The 17,286-nt window shown below is 72.0% G+C and carries 18 protein-coding genes; 6 read left to right on the forward strand and 12 right to left on the reverse strand.

Annotated features, from left to right (window positions below):
- The 5 genes from ABZ281_RS10365 to ABZ281_RS10385 all read right to left on the reverse strand — a co-directional run.
- Window positions 1–1,209 (reverse strand): AAA family ATPase (locus ABZ281_RS10365; RefSeq protein ID WP_356654023.1); only part of this gene is annotated, 1,209 nt, incomplete at its 3' end.
- A 90-nt stretch (window positions 1,210–1,299) separates the two neighbouring features.
- Window positions 1,300–1,653 carry a UBP-type zinc finger domain-containing protein gene (locus ABZ281_RS10370; RefSeq protein ID WP_306921472.1) on the reverse strand — a complete coding sequence of 118 codons (354 nt, stop codon included), beginning with the start codon at window positions 1,651–1,653 and terminating at the stop codon, window positions 1,300–1,302.
- Window positions 1,650–3,095: an ATP-binding protein gene (locus ABZ281_RS10375; protein ID WP_356654025.1), complete on the reverse strand. Its 1,446-nt coding sequence runs from the start codon at window positions 3,093–3,095 to the stop codon at window positions 1,650–1,652. The genes ABZ281_RS10370 and ABZ281_RS10375 overlap by 4 nt, the downstream gene beginning before the upstream one ends.
- On the reverse strand, window positions 3,092–4,768 hold the full coding sequence (locus tag ABZ281_RS10380; protein ID WP_356654027.1) for an FAD-dependent oxidoreductase: 1,677 nt from the start codon (window positions 4,766–4,768) through the stop codon (window positions 3,092–3,094). Before ABZ281_RS10380 ends, ABZ281_RS10375 begins: the two co-directional genes overlap by 4 nt.
- A gap of 106 nt (window positions 4,769–4,874) precedes the next feature.
- The gene (locus ABZ281_RS10385) at window positions 4,875–5,228 is read right to left on the reverse strand and encodes a VOC family protein (RefSeq protein ID WP_306921465.1); all 354 of its coding nucleotides are present in this window, start codon (window positions 5,226–5,228) and stop codon (window positions 4,875–4,877) included.
- A 64-nt stretch (window positions 5,229–5,292) separates the two neighbouring features.
- Between ABZ281_RS10385 and ABZ281_RS10390 the strand changes: the two genes are divergently transcribed.
- On the forward strand, window positions 5,293–6,174 hold the full coding sequence (locus tag ABZ281_RS10390; protein ID WP_356654029.1) for a universal stress protein: 882 nt from the start codon (window positions 5,293–5,295) through the stop codon (window positions 6,172–6,174).
- Between the two features lie 13 nt (window positions 6,175–6,187).
- Here ABZ281_RS10390 and ABZ281_RS10395 read toward each other — a convergent pair whose 3' ends face one another.
- The 3 genes from ABZ281_RS10395 to ABZ281_RS10405 form a co-directional block, all read right to left on the reverse strand.
- Window positions 6,188–7,420, reverse strand: coding sequence for a DUF4032 domain-containing protein (locus tag ABZ281_RS10395; RefSeq protein ID WP_356654031.1), 1,233 nt, complete (start codon window positions 7,418–7,420; stop codon window positions 6,188–6,190).
- A 41-nt stretch (window positions 7,421–7,461) separates the two neighbouring features.
- Window positions 7,462–8,208 (reverse strand): MBL fold metallo-hydrolase, encoded by a 747-nt coding sequence (locus tag ABZ281_RS10400; RefSeq protein ID WP_356654033.1) that lies wholly within the window; start codon window positions 8,206–8,208, stop codon window positions 7,462–7,464.
- Window positions 8,209–8,330: 122 nt separating this feature from the next.
- On the reverse strand, window positions 8,331–8,954 hold the full coding sequence (locus tag ABZ281_RS10405; RefSeq protein WP_356654035.1) for an alpha-ketoglutarate-dependent dioxygenase AlkB: 624 nt from the start codon (window positions 8,952–8,954) through the stop codon (window positions 8,331–8,333).
- Window positions 8,955–9,064: 110 nt separating this feature from the next.
- On the opposite strand from ABZ281_RS10405, the gene ABZ281_RS10410 reads away from it, so the two are divergent.
- Complete coding sequence (locus tag ABZ281_RS10410; protein ID WP_356654037.1) at window positions 9,065–9,703, forward strand: TetR/AcrR family transcriptional regulator; 639 nt, start codon at window positions 9,065–9,067, stop codon at window positions 9,701–9,703.
- 17 nt (window positions 9,704–9,720) lie between these two features.
- Window positions 9,721–11,394: an FAD-binding dehydrogenase gene (locus ABZ281_RS10415; protein WP_356654039.1), complete on the forward strand. Its 1,674-nt coding sequence runs from the start codon at window positions 9,721–9,723 to the stop codon at window positions 11,392–11,394.
- Between the two features lie 22 nt (window positions 11,395–11,416).
- On the opposite strand, the gene ABZ281_RS10420 is transcribed toward ABZ281_RS10415, so the two are convergent.
- From ABZ281_RS10420 to ABZ281_RS10430, 3 genes are all read right to left on the reverse strand, one after another.
- The gene (locus ABZ281_RS10420) at window positions 11,417–11,767 is read right to left on the reverse strand and encodes a DUF488 family protein (protein WP_356654041.1); all 351 of its coding nucleotides are present in this window, start codon (window positions 11,765–11,767) and stop codon (window positions 11,417–11,419) included.
- A gap of 118 nt (window positions 11,768–11,885) precedes the next feature.
- Complete coding sequence (locus ABZ281_RS10425; RefSeq protein ID WP_030844076.1) at window positions 11,886–12,140, reverse strand: WhiB family transcriptional regulator; 255 nt, start codon at window positions 12,138–12,140, stop codon at window positions 11,886–11,888.
- 103 nt (window positions 12,141–12,243) lie between these two features.
- Window positions 12,244–13,461 (reverse strand): saccharopine dehydrogenase C-terminal domain-containing protein, encoded by a 1,218-nt coding sequence (locus ABZ281_RS10430; protein ID WP_356654044.1) that lies wholly within the window; start codon window positions 13,459–13,461, stop codon window positions 12,244–12,246.
- 110 nt (window positions 13,462–13,571) lie between these two features.
- Here ABZ281_RS10430 and ABZ281_RS10435 point away from each other — a divergent pair, with 110 nt between their 5' ends.
- On the forward strand, window positions 13,572–14,279 hold the full coding sequence (locus tag ABZ281_RS10435) for a TetR/AcrR family transcriptional regulator (protein WP_356654046.1): 708 nt from the start codon (window positions 13,572–13,574) through the stop codon (window positions 14,277–14,279).
- Window positions 14,280–14,284: 5 nt separating this feature from the next.
- Here ABZ281_RS10435 and ABZ281_RS10440 read toward each other — a convergent pair whose 3' ends face one another.
- Window positions 14,285–15,184 carry a LysR family transcriptional regulator ArgP gene (locus tag ABZ281_RS10440; protein WP_356654052.1) on the reverse strand — a complete coding sequence of 300 codons (900 nt, stop codon included), beginning with the start codon at window positions 15,182–15,184 and terminating at the stop codon, window positions 14,285–14,287.
- Window positions 15,185–15,253: 69 nt separating this feature from the next.
- On the opposite strand from ABZ281_RS10440, the gene ABZ281_RS10445 reads away from it, so the two are divergent.
- On the forward strand, window positions 15,254–15,871 hold the full coding sequence (locus ABZ281_RS10445; RefSeq protein WP_356654048.1) for a LysE/ArgO family amino acid transporter: 618 nt from the start codon (window positions 15,254–15,256) through the stop codon (window positions 15,869–15,871).
- A gap of 83 nt (window positions 15,872–15,954) precedes the next feature.
- Window positions 15,955–17,286, forward strand: a 1,332-nt coding sequence (locus ABZ281_RS10450) for an MFS transporter (protein WP_356654050.1), incomplete at its 3' end; no start/stop codon positions are given.

Raw genomic sequence — 17,286 nt, forward strand, 5'->3', positions numbered from 1 at the left:
GCAAGCAGGCGCGATGGGCGGGCGGGCTGAACCGCACCCGGTGGATCCCCTGCGGCCGAGGTCGTCGCTCTCCCGGTAGTGGTGGGCGCGCTCGGCGGCACTCTCGGCGAGATGCCCGCGCCCGGCGAGCAGCCGCGCGAACGCGCCGTGCAGTCGCGCCCGTTCCCCGGGCAGCAGATCGGCGTAGACGGCCTCGCGGGCGAGGGCGTGCCGGAAGGAGTAGGTGTCGTCGTCCCCGGCGACCAGCAACTGCCGCCCCACCGCCTCCCGCAGCGCCGACTCCAGCTCCGCCTCCGGCAGCCCCACCGCCTCCCGCAGCAGGTCGTGCTCCACTCGGCGACCGGCGACGGCGGCGGTCCGCAGCACCTGCTGCGCGGTCTCGGGCAGCTGCTCGAAACGGATCAGCAGCACATCGGCGAGCCCACTGGGCACCCCGCCCGACTCCGTGTCGGTCGCGGCGAGCAACTCCTCCGCGTAGAAGGCGTTCCCCTCGGCCCGTTCCACGATCCGGCGCACCGTGGCGTCCAGCAGCGGCCCGGGCTCCAGAGCCCGCACCAGCCGGTCCACATCGGAATCGGCCAGCGGCCGCAACTCCAGCCGCTCGACCACGGGCAGCCGTATCAGCTCGGCGAGCAGCGGTCGCAGCAGATGCCGGCGGTGCAGGTCGTCGGCCCGGTACGAGGCGAACACCGCCAGCCGGTGCCGCAGCACGCCCCGGCCGAGCAGGAACCGCAGCAGGTCCCGGGACGACTGGTCCGCCCAGTGCAGGTCCTCCAGCACGAGCAGCAGCGGCGCGACCTCGGCGACCTCGGCCAGCAGTCCCGCCATCCCCTCGAACAGCCGCAACCGCCCGTCCACGTCCCGCACGGAGTCGGATCCGGCTCCCAGCAGCCGCTCGACCACGGGATGGGCGGCGAGCGCGCCCGCGAACCGCCCGTCGGCGGCAAGCACCCCGAGAATCTCGGTGAACGGCAGATAGGGCAGCCCGACGTCGCCGAGATCCACGCAGTGCCCGGTGACCACGGTCATGCCCGTCGCGGCAGCCTGCCCCCCGACCTCGTCGAGCACCCGGGTCTTGCCGACGCCGGCGTCCCCGGCGATCAACACGGCCCTGGCCTCACCGCCTCGCGCACGCTCCAGTACACCTGAGAGTCGCGTGAGTTCGGCATCCCGTCCGACGACGGGCGTGGCCGATGACGCCTGCTGCACAGAACCAACCTTCTTTTTCGGGGGCGCGGGGAACTGCGCGATCAACCACCGACGAGGCGCGGCCGCCGTGCGTCGGAAAGCCTCGACTTCCTAGGCGCGCAGAATCTTCGCCCAGTCACCGGGCACCCGCCCCGCCGGCCCCGGCGTGGGCTGATCGGCCGGATGACTCACCGGCCCGGCCAGCTCCGGCCCGCCCTCGTACAACTCGTTCGTCGCATAGTCCCAGTACCAGTCCTCACCCGGCTCGAAGCTCTGCACCAGGGGATGTCCGGTCTCCCGGAAATGCCCCGTCGCGTGCTTCGCCGGCGAGCTGTCACAACACCCCACGTGCCCGCACTGCGCACACCGCCGTAGGTGGAACCACCACCCCCCGGCCGCATCACACTCCGCGCAGCCGCTGCCGCTCGGCGGCACACTCGGGTCGATCCCGTTCTCGCCACTCATGCCGACTCCTCCTCGAGCGCTGTCAGCGGAAGCAGTACCTGGAAACGCGTGTCCCCCGGCTCGGACTCCACCTGGATGCTCCCGTGGTGCTTGTTGACCACGATCCGCCAGGAGATGTCGAGCCCGAGCCCCGTCCCCTCACCCACCGGCTTCGTGGTGAAGAAGGGATCGAAGATCCGCCCCCGGTCCTCCGCCGGGATGCCGACGCCCGTGTCACGGAACTCCACCAGCAGCCGGTCGTGGTCCGGAGCCGTCCGCACCGTCAACGTTCCCTCCCCGCCCGCGCTGTTCATCGCCGCGACCGCGTTGTCGATGAGGTTCGTCCACACCTGGTTGAGCTCCGCGGGGTACGCGGGGATCCTCGGCAGCGAACGGTCGTAGTCCTTGACGACCTCGATCTGCTTGCCGATCTTGCCCGACAGCATCAGCAGGGTCGAGTCGAGGAGTTCGTGCACGTCGGCGTGTCGGAAGGGCGCCCGGTCGAGCTGCGAGTACTGCTTCGCCGCGTCCACGAGGTGCGAGATGCGGGTGGTCGAGTCGTTGATCTCGTCCATCAGCAGCTCGGTCTCGACGGTGTAGTTGAGCCACCCGATCGCGTTGGGCAGGATGTCCTCGTCCACCGCCGCCGCGATCTGGTCCAGCCAGTCCACGTCGAGACCGGCCTGGACGAAGGTGGGCGCGATCCGCCAGCCCTCCGGGATGCCCTGGTCGTCCAGCCAGTCGGTCACGGCGTCCTCCCGGTCGGAGGCCTCCAGCGGACTCAGCGCCGGTGCCTTCGCGACCCGTTCGGCCGTGCGCTCCTGGATGTCGACGAGACGGGCCATGACCTCGGGGGAGTACGACCCCTGCGCGATCACCGCCAGCTTGTGGCGCATCTTGCCGACCCGCTCCCGCAGCGTCGCGGTCGCCCGTACGGCCGCCGCGGCCGGGTTGTTCAGCTCGTGCGTGAGGCCGGCGGACAACGAGCCCAGCGCCAGCAGCCGTTCACGCTGCCCGATGGCCCGCTGGGTGCTCTTCGAACCGAAGAACAGCCCCTCCAGCAGATGCACCGCCATCGGGAACCACTCCTGCATGATGCCCGCGAACGTGTCGGCGGGCAGCACGAAGAACCGCGTCGGCTCCGTGACGCGCATGGAGTTGTTGTAGACCTGCCGCACCCGGTCGCCCAGGTACGCCTGCATCGACCCCGCGTACACCCCCCGCTGGGAGGTCCGGGTCACCTCCACGTCGTCGCCGCCGACCCGGCGGTACAGCACCACCGAGCCCTCGAGCATCACGTAGAAGCAGGTGGCGGGTTCGCCCTCGGTGTACACGGGACCGGGCTCGAAGCGTTCCACCCGGCCCTCGCTGCACAGCCTGCCGAGCTGCTCGGGCGTGAGCTTCTCGAACAGGAACAGCGCCCCGATCTCCTGCGGGTCGCACGGCGCCGACCGCCCGCTCATGACTGCTCCAGGTACCGGTGGACGAGCATCACGGCCATGGCTCCCTCTCCGACGGCGGACGCGACCCGCTTCGCGGACTCGGAGCGGGCGTCGCCCGCCACGAACACGCCGGGCACATTGGTCTCCAGGTGGTAGGGCGGCCGGTCCAGCTCCCAGCCCTCCGGCGGGCGGCCGTCCGCGCTCAGGTCGGGCCCGGCGAGGATGAACCCGCGCTCGTCCCGCAGCACCGTGCCGTCCAGCCAGTCGGTCAGCGGCGCCGCGCCGATGAACACGAACACCCACTGCGCGTCGACTAGTTCAGTCTGCCCGCTGTCCACGTCCCGCAGGGTCAGCCGCTCCAGGCGGCCGTCGCCGTGCGCGGCCTCGACGACCGTACGGGATCGGACCTGGATGTTGGGGGACTCCTCGATCTGCTGGATCAGGTAGTGCGACATCGACGCCGACAGCGACTCCCCCCGCACCAGCAGGGTCACCGACTTGGCACCCCGGGACAGATACATGGCTGCCTGCCCCGCGGAGTTGGCGCCGCCGACGATGTAGACGTCCTGGTCCTGGCAGGAAGGGGCCTCCGTCAGGGCGGACCCGTAGTACAGGCCGCAGCCGGTCAGGTCCTCGCAGCCGGGCGCCGCCAGCTGCCGGTAGGACACGCCGGTGGCCAGGATGACGCTGTGCGCGGCGATCGCCGAGCCGTCGGAGAACCGTACGATCCGGGCGGCGCCGTTGACCTCCAGGGCCGTCACCTCGCGCGCGGTCAGGATCTCGGCGCCGAACTTCGACGCCTGCCGTCGGGCCCGGTCGGTGAGCTGCGCCCCCGACACGCCGTCGGGGAAGCCCAGGTAGTTCTCGATGCGTGAGCTCTGGCCCGCCTGCCCGCCGGTCGCGGACCGCTCCACCAGCACGGTCCGCAGCCCCTCGGAGGCGCCGTAGACCGCCGCGCCGAGCCCGGCCGGGCCGCCGCCGATGACGACCAGGTCGTAGAAGTCGGCCGTCGGGGTCGTCGCCAGCCCGACCCGGGCGGCGAGGTCCACGGCCTCCGGCTCGACCAGCGGTGTCCCGTCCGGCGTGATCACCACCGGCAGCCGCATCCCGTCCTCGCCGGCCGCGGCCAGCAGCCGTCGCCCCTCCGGCTCGTCGGAGGAGTACCAGCGGTACGGCACCTGGTTGCGGGCCAGGAACTCCCGCACGTCCGAGGAGCGCGACGACCACCGGTGCCCCACGACCTTGGTGCTGGGCACCGCCCGGAAGTCACTGGTCCGCCACGCCTGGAGCAGATCGTCGAGGACCGGGTACAGCTTCTCCTCGGGCGGGTCCCACGGCTTCAGGAGGTAGTGGTCGAGGTCGACGACGTTGATCGCGTCGATCGCGGCGTTCGTGTCCGCGTACGCGGTCAGCAGCACGCGCCGCGCGCCCGGGTAGACGTCCAGGGCCTGTTCGAGGAACTCGATGCCGTTCATCTGCGGCATCCGGTAGTCGGCCAGGATCACGGCCACGAGGTCGCCGCGGAGCTTCAGCTCGCGCAGCGCGTCCAGCGCGGACGCGCCGGACTCCGCCCGCACGATCCGGTACGACGCGCCGTACCGCCGCCTCAGGTCCCGGGCCACGGCCCGGGAGACACCCGGGTCGTCGTCCACGGTCATGATGACGGTCCGCGCCGTATCGGCGGCCTGTGCCATACGTCCCCCACACCGGGCGGTCGACTCACGGCACGGCGTCCCGGGGCGCCGCGCCGACCTCCGCCCATCGTATGTTCGATCGCATCGCGGTGCCCGGATACGGGGATCAGCTCTTGAAGGCCCCCAGCACGCAGAACTCGTTGCCCTCCGGGTCGGCGAGCGTCACCCACGACTGCTCGCCCTGACCGACGTCGGCGTGCCGCGCGCCGAGCGCCAGCAGCCGGGCCACCTCGGCCTCCTGGTCGTCGGGCCGGAAGTCGAAGTGGAGGCGGTTCTTGATCGTCTTGCGCTCCGGCACCGTCGTGAAAAGCAGGCCCGGCAGCCGGTCCGGGGCCGGCCGGATCTCGAACTCGTCGGGTGCGTCGTTCACCACCACCCAGCCGAGAGCCTCGGCCCACCAGCGGCCCAGGGCCTCGGGATCGGCCGAGTCCACCATTACCTGCTCCCACTCCAGTGACATGCGGGCAGTGTAGTGAAGACTGATCATGAGCACGTAGTGATTTTCGGCGAGGGGAGACAGCAGGATGACACGTCCGATCACCGCAGGGGTCGACGGATCGCAGGAGAGCCTCGCCGCCCTGGCGTGGGCGGCGAGGGAGGCGGTGCGGCGCGGGCTGGCGCTCCGGGTGGTGCACGCCTGGCGGGCCCACTCCCAGGAGGTGATCGAGGCGGGGATCGCCGGGGACGCGGACAGCCAGGCCGAGTGGGTGCACGGCGCCGTGACCGAAGCCGTAGGGACCGTCACCGCACACCATCCGGATCTCGCGGTGACCACCGATGTCATCGAGGGCGCGGTGGCCGACACCCTGGTCGCCGCCGCGGCCGACGCCGAGATGCTGGTCCTCGGCTCGCGCGGGCACGGCCGCATCGTCGGGTTCCTGCTCGGCTCCGTCGGCCAGCAGGTGATCGCCGCGACCACCCGGCCCGTGGTGCTCGTCCGGGCCGGCGACCAGCCCGCGTCCGAGGCCGCCGGGCGGGAGGTCGTCGTGGGCCAGCAGGGCGACCCGGAGGACAGCGCCGAAGCGCTGCGCTTCGCCTTCGAGACGGCCGCCGCGCGCGGGGCGACCGTGCGGGTCGTACGGGCCTGGAACCTGCCGCCCGTCTTCGCCTACAGCCCGGGCTCGCTGAAGCTCCTCGACGAGGCCGGGGGACTGGAGCCGTACGAGAAGAAGGGCCTGGCCGCCGCGGTCCGGCCGTGGCGGGAACGCTTCCCCGACGTGCCGGTCGAGGAGCATGTGGAGATGGGCAGCGCGAGCCAGGTGCTGCTGTCGGTGGCCGGGACGGCCCAGCTGATGGTCGTCGGCCGCCGGGCCCACCGCACGGCCGTCGGGGCCCGCATCGGCTCGGTGGCCCACGGGATGCTGCACCACGCGGACTGCCCGGTGGCGGTGGTGCCGCACGCGTGAGGGCGCCGCCCCCTCACTCCGCCGTGGGCTGCAGCGTCTTGCGGGCCGTGGGCAGGATGTTGTGGATGTAGTCCTCGACCACGGCGTCGAGGCCGATGTCGTGCTGGGCCCGCTCGGACAGGTACCAGCGGTGTTCGAGGAGCTGGTGGTAGATCTCCGCCGGGTCCATCGCACCGCGCAGTTCGACGGGCACGGCCCGCACGGTCGGCCGGAAGACCTCCCGCACCCAGCGGTGGGCCAGAACCTCCGGGCGTGCCCCCAGGGGGTCGCCGGGCGCGTAGTCGTCCTGGGTCGCCATCCAGCTCTCCAGGTCGTTCAGCAGCCGCCGCGCCTGGTTCTCCTCCGTGTCGAGACCGGTCAGGCGCAGCAACTGGCGCTGGTGGTGGCCCGCGTCGACGACCTTGGGCACGAAGCTGACCGTGTCGCCGTTCGAGGCGTGCTCGATCTGCATCTCGGCCACGTCGAAACCGAGGTCGTTCAGGCGGCGGATCCGGCGTTCTATGTAGTGGTACTCGCCGGCCGGGTAGACGGAGGCCCGGGTCAGCTCGTCCCACAGGCCGCGGTAGCGGGCGCAGATCTCCATTCCGAACTCGATCGGGTCCACGGACGGGTGCAGCGCCCCGGACGCCTCCAGGTCCAGCAGCTCCCCGCTGATGTTGACGCGGGCGAGGTCGAGGTCGTAGTCCCGCTGCCCGGTGCTCAGCTGCGGATGCAGGTCACCGGTCTCGGCGTCCACGAGATACGCGGCGTAGGCGCCCGCGTCCCGCCGGAAGAGGGTGTTGGACAGCGAGCAGTCGCCCCAGGCGAACCCGGCCAGGTGCAGGCGCACCAGAAGCACCGCGAGCGCGTCCATCAGCCGGTGCATGGTGGCCGGGCGCATGGTCGTCTCGAACATCGAGCGGTACGGCATCGAGCCGCCCAGGTGACGGGTGACCAGGACGCTCTCCAGCGGGGCGCCGCTGTCGTCGGTGCGGCCGGTGACCACGGCCAGCGGGTCCACCGACGGGATGCCGAGCCGGTCCAGATTGCGCAGCATGTCGTACTCGCGCAGCGCCGGGCGCTCGGCCAGCTCCTTGACGGCGATCACCTCGTCGCCTGCCCGGGAGTAGCGCACCACGTGCCGGGAGATGCCGCGGGGCAGCGGGACGAGGTACTCCTCGGGCCAGTCCTCAAGGGGCAGGTGCCACGGCAGTTCCAGCAAGAGCGCGGGATGCTCGGGGTTCGTCGCGCTGATCTGCAGTGCCATGCGCCGGGTGTCCTTGTCTCGCCGCCGATCGTCGCCTCACTCTAGAGGGCGCGTTCCCGGGCCCGCCGGGCGGCGTCCCGCACCGGCCCGCGGTGCACCGGCCCGTGCCCGGGGAGCAGCAGTTCGGCCTCCAGCTCCGCCAGGATGTCCAGCGACGCCAGGGCACGGGGCCGCTCGTGGTGGAACATGTCCGGCAGCAGCTGCGGTCCCTCGACCCGCGAGGTGGGGTGCCCGCTGACCAGAGCGTCCCCGGAGACCAGTACGCCGGTGCCGGGCAGGTGGTAGGCGCAGTGCCCGTCGGTGTGACCCGGGGTGTGCACCGGTACCGGCCGTCCGGGCAGGTCCAGCGCGCCCCCCGTCGGGAACGCCTGCGGAGCCGTCACCGGGACGGGGGTCGTGCCGCCCGAGCGCAGCGCGTGCACGGCCCAGGGCAGCACCCCCGGCCGCCAGCCGTTCTTCAGCACCGTCCCGACGGACACCTGGTGCAGGAACTCCCGGCGCGCGTGCGGCACTTCGGCCTCGTGCAGGAAGACAGGCGTGCCGTAGGCGGCGCGCAGGTACTCCGCGCTGCCCAGGTGGTCGTTGTGCGCGTGCGTGATCAGCACGGCCGCGACCGCCTCCGGCGAGCTGCCCACCTGCGCGAGCGAGGCGAGGAGTTGCTCGCGGTCACCGGGGTAACCGGTGTCGACCAGCGTGACGGCGTCCCCCTCCGTGAGGATCACCCAGTTGGTGTTCGATCCGTGCACCAGATAGGTGCCGTCCGCGACTTGCTGTACGTCCGCCTGCATGATCGCCCGCCTCGTGTGGTCCCGCTACCGGCCCGACGGGAGAAGAGAAGCAGATCCCGCGGCGGACGGAATCGCCGGGTCCGCCGTAACGCAGCCGTGCGGCAGGGGTGTTCGGTCCGCGCTCAGCGCACGCCGTGCGGACGGAACTGGATACTGATGCGCGGTTCCGTCGCCCGGGCGCTCTTGGGGATCGAGTGCTCCCAGGTGCGCTGGCAGGAGCCGCCCATCACGACGAGGTCGCCGTGGCCCAGAGGGCGGCGCACGGTGTCCCGGCCGCCTCGCAGCGGGCGGAGCAGCAGGTCACGGGGTGCTCCGACGGACAGGATCGCTACCATCGTGTCCTCGCGCGCCCCGCGTCCGATCCGGTCGCCGTGCCACGCGACGCTGTCCCGGCCGTCGCGGTAGTAGCACAGCCCGGCCGTGGTGAACGGCTCGCCCAGCTCCTCGCCGTAGTGGGCGCTCAACGCGTCCCGTGCCTCGGCCAGCACCGGGTGCGGCAGCCGGTCGTCCACGCCGTAGAACGCCAGCAGGCGGGGGACGTCGACCACGTTGTCGTACATCGTGCGCCGCTCCGCCCGCCATGGGACCTCGGCGGCCAGCTGTTCGAACAGTCCGTCCGAGCCGCCGAGCCATCCGGGCAGCGTGTCGAGCCAGGCGCCGAAGCCGAGGTGGGTACGGCTGATCCCGTCCAGAGAGCCGAGGCGGAGCTCGTCGGCCTGGTCGAAGAGGGAGCCCTGGAGATGCATACGGTCAGCGTACCCCGTATTCGAAAATATGTTCCATGGAGTATGGAGTGCTCGCTCTTTCGATACATCGGTGTATCCAATACAGTCATGTATCGAAAGGGGGGCCGGGCATGGCCGTCGAGGGAAGGACCGGGCGCGTGACCAGGCGTCGTGTCCACACCCGCGCCAACCTCCTGGACGCGGCATTCTCCGTGTTCGCGGCCAAGGGCTTCGGCCACGTCTCGATCGAGGAGGTCTGCGAGGCCGCCGGCTACAGCAGGGGCGCCTTCTACTCCAACTTCTCCAGCCTCGACGAGCTCTTCTTCGCCCTCTACCGCGAGCGGGCCGACCTGATCGCCGAGCAGGTCTCCGGCGCCCTCGCCCTCGACGGGCCCGGCCTCGACGTGCCCGCTGCCGTGGACCGCGTCAGCGACGTGCTGCTCCTCGACCGCGACTGGCTCCTGGTGAAGACGGACTTCCTCGTGCACGCCGCCCGCGACCCGGAGGTGGCGCGGAGCCTGCTCGAACACCGCGCGCGGCTGCGGCAGGCCATCGCCGAGCGGCTGGGCCGGGCCCGCGGCCACACCGCACTGCCCGCCGTACTGGGTGACACCGGCGGCGCCGCCCACGCGGTGGTCGCCGCGTACGACGGCGTCACCACGCAACTCCTGCTGGACCGGGACCTGGACCACGCCCGCGCTTGGCTGAAGCAACTGCTCACGGCCCTGCTGACCGATGGCAGCGGCACCCTCGATCACACGAAGAACTGAAGAAGGGAACGGTCGCCATGGATGCCGATGTCATCGTCGTCGGAGCGGGCCTCGCCGGCCTGGTCGCGGCGCACGAACTGACCAGCAGGGGCCGACGGGTCGCCCTCGTCGACCAGGAGAACGCGGGCAACCTCGGCGGCCAGGCATTCTGGTCCTTCGGCGGGCTGTTCCTCGTCGACTCGCCCGAGCAGCGGCGCCTGGGCATCAAGGACTCCTTCGACCTCGCCTGGAGCGACTGGCGGGGCAGCGCGGGCTTCGACCGGCTGGACGACGAGGACTCCTGGGCCGTGCGCTGGGCCCGCGCCTACGTCGAGTTCGCCGCGGGGGAGAAGCGCTCCTGGCTCGACGGGCACAACATCAGGTTCCTGCCCACCGTCGGCTGGGCGGAGCGGGGCGACCTCACCGCGCACGGGCACGGCAACACCGTGCCCCGCTTCCACGTCGCCTGGGGCACCGGCACCGGCGTCGTCGAACCGTTCGTGCACTACGCCAAGCAGGCCGCCCGCGACGGCCTGCTCACCTTCCACCACCGTCACCGCGTCGACGCCCTCGTCGTCGAGGGCGGCACCGCCCGGGGCGTGCGCGGCACGGTCCTGGCCGAGGACCCCTCACCCCGGGGCGTCGCCTCCAGCCGCGAGGCGATCGGCGAGTTCGAACTCACCGCCCAGGCCGTCATCGTCACCAGCGGCGGCATCGGCGCCGACCACGACATCGTCCGACGCAACTGGCCCGAGCGCCTCGGCACCCCGCCCCGAGAGATGGTCACCGGTGTCCCCCCCTACGTCGACGGGCGGATGCTCGGCATCAGCGCCGAGGCGGGCGTACGGCTGGTCAACCGCGACCGCATGTGGCACTACACCGAGGGACTGCAGAACTGGGACCCGATCTGGCCCGGCCACGGCATCCGCATCCTGCCGGGACCGTCCTCGATGTGGTTCGACGCCCTCGGCCGCCGACTGCCCGGCCCCTGCCTGCCCGGCTACGACACCCTCGGCACCCTGAAGCACCTGCGCACCACCGAGGACATCGCCGGGTACGACCACTCCTGGTTCATCCTCACGCAGAAGATCATCGAGAAGGAGTTCGCCCTGTCGGGCTCCGAGCAGAACCCCGACATCACCGCCAAAGACCGTGCCGGGTTCCTCAAGGAACGCATCCTCGGCAAGGGCGCCCCCGGACCGGTCGACGCGTTCCTGCGCAAGGGCGCCGACTTCGTGACCGCGTCCAGTGTCGAGCAGCTCGTCGCGAAGATGAACGACCTCACCGACAAGCCGCTGCTCGACGCGGCCGGGATCAAGCGCCAGATCGAGGCGCGCGACCTGCAGATCGCCAACCCCTACGCCAAGGACGCCCAGGTGCAGGGCATCCGCAACGCCCGCCGCTACATCGGCGACCGCCTCGGTCGGGTCGCCACTCCGCACCGCATCCTCGACCCGGAGGCCGGCCCGCTGATCGGCGTCAAGCTGCACATCCTCACCCGCAAGACCCTCGGCGGCATCCAGACCGACCTGGACTCCCGCGCCCTCGGGACCGACGGCAAGCCGGTCGAGGGACTGTACGCGGCCGGCGAGGTCGCCGGCTTCGGCGGCGGCGGCGTCCACGGCTACAACGCCCTGGAGGGCACCTTCCTCGGCGGCTGCCTCTTCTCGGGCCGGGCGGCGGGCCGGGCGGCGGCCCGGCAGACCGCCTGACCGGACGGGACGGCCCGTTCCCTCAGGGTCCGATGAGGCGGACCAGCACGGTGGCATGGCTCTGCTCCGGCGTCTTCGACGCGGTCAGCAGGGTCACGTCGCCCTTTCCGGCCAGATCACGCACACCGTCGAGAGCCTCGGCGGCCTCCTCGGCGGCGAGCTCCGCCTCGTACCGCTCGGCGAACTCCTCGTACGAGCCCTCGCCCGCGTGGTACCAGCGGCGCAGCTCCGTCGACGGGGTGAGCGCCTTCGGCCACTCGTCCACCCGAGCCGCGTCCTTCGCCAGTCCGCGCGGCCACAACCGGTCGACCAGGACCCGCACCCCGTCCTCCGGCTCGGCGGGATCGTAGACACGGCGCACGCGCACGCTCATGGTCGGCTCCTCTCCGCGGCGATACGGATCCGTGTCGCGAGCCTAACCCCGGCCGGACGGCCGCACCCCTGGGGACCGCTGCCGTGCAGCGAGGGCCCCCCGGGGGTGGTGGCCGGTGTCAGCCGGAGCGGCGGCGGGCGGCCGTGCGGCGCTTCAGCGCACGTCGTTCGTTCTCGCTCGTCCCGCCCCACACGCCGATGGACTGGCCCGTGTCCAGGGCCCATTGCAGACACTGCTCCTGCACCGGGCAGCGCCGTCGGCACACCGCCTTGGCCTGCTCCGTCTGCAGCAGAGCCGGGCCGGAGGTGCCGATCGGGAAGAAGAGCTCGGGGTCCTCGTGCCGACAGGCAGCGTGGTCTCGCCAGTTGTCCATCGAAGTCACCTGCATCGCAGTAGAAACGTGCTCTCTCGTCTGCTTGCTCCTCTTCGGGTCACCTGTCGATGCGCACTGAAACTGGGCGTTCCCGGACAGTCGTTCACTGCTCCCGCATGCCCCAGGGGGAGCCGTAGTCCGTCAGCAGGTCCAGGAACGGCCGGGCCGGGAAGGCCTCCGGGCCGAGCACGCCCGCCCCGGACCAGGCGCCCGTGGCGAGGAGTTCGAGCGCGACGACGGGGTTGATCGCCGTCTGCCACACCACCGCCTGGGAGCCGTACTCCGTCATCGACCACTGATTGTCGACCACGTGGTAGAGGTACACCTCGCGGGGCGTGCCATCCTTCACGCCCTTCACCCAGGTGCCCGCACACGTCTTGCCGTGCATCCGCTCGCCGAGGGTGGCCGGATCGGGCAGACACGCGGCGACCACGTCCCGCGGCGAGACCTTCACCGGCCCGTCCGGCCCGGGCACGGCCACCGGGTCGGTGCGGTCCAGGCCCAGCAGATGCAGCGTCTTCAGCGTCTCGACGAACTCCCGACCCAGGCCGTACTTGAAGGTCACCCGGCGGACGTCGACCCAGCGCGGGACGAGCAGCACCTCCTCGTGCTCGACGTTCACGCATTCGACCGGGCCGATGCCCTCGGGGAAGTCGAAGACCTCGGGCTCGCTGAACGGTTCGGTGGTGAACCAGCCCTTGCCCGTCTCGTAGACGACCGGCGGGTTGAGGCACTCCTCGATGGTGGTCCAGATGCTGAACGAGGGCGCGAAGTCGTAGCCGTCGACGGTCAGGTTCGCGCCGTCGCGGATGCCGATCTCCTCGATCCCGTCGAAGAGTTCGTCGGCGGCGTACCGCGCGAAGACGTCCGACAGGCCCGGCTCCACCCCCATGCCGACGAGGGCCAGCAGCCCCTCCTTCTCCCAGTCGGCGGCCTGCGTGAACTGCTCGTCGCCGAGCTTGACCCCGCACTCCGCGTAGGGCCGCTCGGCGTGCGGGCGGGACAGCGACATCGCCATGTCGAGATAGGTGGCTCCCGCGGCGCGGGCCGCGCGGAACAGGGGCATCACGAAGCGGGGGTCGGTGGCGTTGAGCAGCACGTCGCAGCGATGCCACCGGAGCAGACGGGCCACGGCCGCTTCGTCGCCCGCGTCCACCTGCTCCGCGGTGAACCGCGCGTCGCCTTCCAGGGCAGCGACCGCCGCCTCGGCCCGGCCCGGGTCGTAGTCCGCCACCACCATCGCCTCGAAGAACGGCCGCCGGGCCGCGATCCGGGTGATCGCCCCGCCCACACCACCGGCACCCACGAGCAGTACACGCATGACAGAAACTCCCTATGTGCGAAGAACGTGACGCGTCCTTGCAGAGATGAAACGCCGCCCCGTGTCATAAGGTCAATGGCGTTGGCATAAGGGACAAGGAGGGGAACGTCGTGCCCAAGCCCGTGGTGCCCGAGGAGAAACGCCGCCGGCGCAGGCCCACCAAGAGCGGCACCGTGCTGACCGAGGAGCTGATCGTCGCGACGGCGCTGCGCATGCTGCGCGAACACGGAAGCGCCGGACTGACCGCCCGTCGGCTGGGCCTCGCCCTGGACGCCGACCCGAGCACGCTCTACCGGTACTTCCGCGGCATGGACGACCTGACCCTCGCCATCGGCGACGCGCTCATCGGCCAGGCCCTCGAGGGCTGGCGGCCCACGGGGGAGTGGCGGGCGGACCTGCGGTCCTTCGGGCTGCGCATCCACGCCGCGTATCTGGCCCATCCGCAGGCCGCCCTGCTGACCACGAACCGCGTCACGGGCCGGGCCCACGAGCTGGCCGCGGACGAGGCCGTCCTGGACGTCCTGCGCAGGGCCGGTTTCCCGCTGCCCGACACCGTGCGCATCTACCACGCCTTCATCGACCAGACCCTGGCCTTCGCCGCGCTGGACGCCGCCTCGCTGGCCCTGCCGAGCGACTCGCTGCACGCCGACGAGGACATGTGGCGCTCGACGTACGCCCGTCTGCCCGCCGCCACCCATCCCCGCATCGCCGAGGCGGCGCCCCTGCTCACCACCCGCATGCTCACCAGCGCCTACCCGACGGCCCTGGAGATGCTGCTGGACAGCGCGGCCGCCCGGCTGGAGGACATTCGCGACTGAGGCCGTCAGGCCCGCAGCGTCTCCGCCGCGGTCGCCGTCACCGCCTCCGCCACCTGCGCCAGTGCCGGCGAGTCGAGCTTCCACTGCTGCCAGTACAGCGGCACGTCGACACTGCGGCCCGGGGCGATGCCGACGAGCCGGCCCGCGCGGAGCAGGGGATCCGCCTGGGGCTCCGGCACCAGCCCCCAGCCCAGTCCGGCGGCGACGGCCTCGACGAAGCCCTCCGAGGTGGGCACGTAGTGCCGCAGCGCGCTCGCGCCGCTGCGTCCCCGGGTGAGCCCGCGGACGAAGCCGTCCTGGAAGTCGTCACGCCGGTCGAAGACCACCACGGGCACCTCCGTGAGCACCTGCGTCGGCGGCCCGCCGAGGTGGTGCGCGGCGAAGTCCGGCGCGGCCACGGGGAGGTAGCGCATCCGCCCGAGCGACCGCACGGAGCAGCCCGGCACCGGGTCGGGCGACGAGGTCACCGCGGCCATCACCACGCCCTCCCGCAGCAGGGCCGCGGTGTGGTCCTCGTCCTCGCGGCGCAGCTCGAAGCAGAGCCGCGGCTCCTGCGGCACGCGTGCGAGCACGGGCAGGAACCAGGTGGCCAGAGAGTCGGCGTTGACCGCGACCGACACCCGGATCGGCTCCCCGGTGTCGGCCAGCCCCAGCTCCGCGCAGGCGTCGTGCTCCAGGCGTGCCACCTGGCGGGCGAGCCGGACCAGCACCTCACCCGACTCGGTCGGCCGCACCGGCTTGGTCCGCAACAGCAGGACCCGGCCCGTGCGCTGCTCCAGCGCCTTCACCCGCTGGCTGATCGCCGACGGCGTCACATGCAGCGCGACCGCGGCCGCGTCGAACGTCCCCTCGTCCACGACGGCGAGCAGGGTCCGCACCTGGTCCAACGGGAGATCGGTCATCATCACGCGTGCTAATGATACGTAAGAATCTTTAGCTGGACCCGGATGGTGGGCGTCCGTAGCGTCGACGCCATGACCAGCACCTTCACCGCCGGCGCCGCCGGTTTCGGCACCGGACTGTCCCTCATCGTCGCCATCGGCGCCCAGAACGCCTTCGTCCTGCGCCAGGGGATCCGCCGCCAGGCCGTCCTCGCCGTGGTCGCCATCTGCGCCCTGTCGGACGCGGCGCTGATCGCGCTCGGGGTCGGCGGGGTCGGCGCGGTCGTGGTGAAGTGGCCGGGCGCCCTGACCGTGGTCGGCTGGATCGGCGGCGCGTTCCTGCTGGTCTACGGTGCGCTGGCCGCCCGCCGGGTGCTGCGGCCCGGCGGCGACGCGCTGCGGGCGGAGGGGGAGGCGGCCGGATCGGTGCGCCGGGCCGTGCTCACCTGCCTGGCCATGACCTGGCTCAACCCGCACGTCTACCTCGACACCGTCTTCCTGCTGGGCTCCGTCGCCGCCGACCACGGTGCGCTGCGCTGGACCTTCGGCCTCGGCGCGGTGCTGGCCAGCCTGTGCTGGTTCGCCGCCCTCGGGTTCGGCGCGCGGATGCTGGGCCGTTTCCTCGCCAAGCCGGCCGCCTGGCGCGTCCTGGACGGCCTGGTGGCCGCCACGATGATCGTGCTGGGCGCCGTGCTCGTCATCGGAAGCTGACACCTCCGCCGCGGTGTCCCGGCAGGCTGGTGCGATAGTGATCCCCGCCCGAAAAGATGTAGCGAGCATCGAAGAAGCGGCGCGTGGACACGAGCGAGAGCACGACCGAAGAGCGGGAACCCGGTCCACGGGCGCCCCGGCGGCGCGGCTGCCGGCGTTGGGCCATGGACACCCGTCCCCTGCGCCGCCCCGCCTACCGGCGGTTGTGGGGCTCGACCATCGTCACGGCGGTCGGCAGCCAGCTCACCGCCGTCGCCGTCCCCAAGCAGATCTACGACATCACCGGCTCCTCGGCATGGGTCGGCGCCGCGAGCCTGGCCGGGCTCGTGCCCCTGATCGTGTTCGCGCTGTGGGGCGGGGCGATCGCCGACACCATGGACCGGCGCAAGCTGCTGCTGATCACCAACAGCGGCATCGCCGTCACCTCGCTGCTGTTCGGGCTCCAGGCCTTCGTGGGCCTGGAGTCCGTCGGAGCGCTCATGCTGCTGCTCGCCGTGCAGCAGGCCTTCTGGGGCCTCAACGCACCGGCCCGCAACGCCTCCATAGCCCGGCTGGTCCCCGAGGACGAACTGCCCGCCGCGAACGCCCTCGGCTCGACCGTGATGCAGACCGGGCAGGTGGCGGGCCCGCTGCTCGCCGGCGCCCTCATCCCCGTCATCGGGCTGCCGGAGCTGTACCTCGTCGACGCCCTGGCCCTGTGCGTGACGGTGTGGGCGGTCCACCGGCTGCCCTCCCTGCAGCCCCTGGCAGGTACGGCGGTGCGGCGTGCGGGGGTGAAGGAGATCGCCGCCGGCTTCCGCTACGTCTCCGGGCACACGGTGCTGCTGCTGTCGTTCCTCGCCGACATCATCGCCATGGTCCTCGGCATGCCCCGCGCTCTGTTCCCGCAGCTCGCCTCCCAGACCTACGCCTCGTACGGCGGAGGGCTCGCGCTGGGCCTGCTGTTCGCGGCGATCCCTATCGGCGCCGTGCTGGGCGGGCTGTTCTCCGGTACCTTCTCCCGCGCCCGGCGGCACGGCTGGATGGTCATCGGGGCGGTGGTCGCCTGGGGTGCGGCCATCGCGGGCTTCGGGCTGAGCCGCAACCTCTGGATCGCGGTGGCGTTCCTCGCCCTCGCCGGGGTGGCCGACATGGTCTCCATGGTCTTCCGCGGGGCGATCCTGCTGTCCGCCGCCACCGACGAGATGCGCGGGCGCATGCAGGGCGTGTTCACCGTCGTCGTGGCGGGCGGCCCGCGTCTCGCCGACGTGCTGCACGGCACCGCGGGATCCGCCTTCGGCCCCCGCACCGCCGTCGCGGGCGGCGGGCTCCTGGTCGTCGCGGTGATGCTGGTGCTGGCCACCGCGGTGCCGGCGCTGCGGCGCGTCCGCGGCGTACTTCTCACAGCGCACCGCGCCGGGGCAGTTTGTACTGCT

The organism is Streptomyces sp. NPDC006265 (genome assembly GCF_040613555.1).
Lineage (GTDB): Bacteria > Actinomycetota > Actinomycetes > Streptomycetales > Streptomycetaceae > Streptomyces.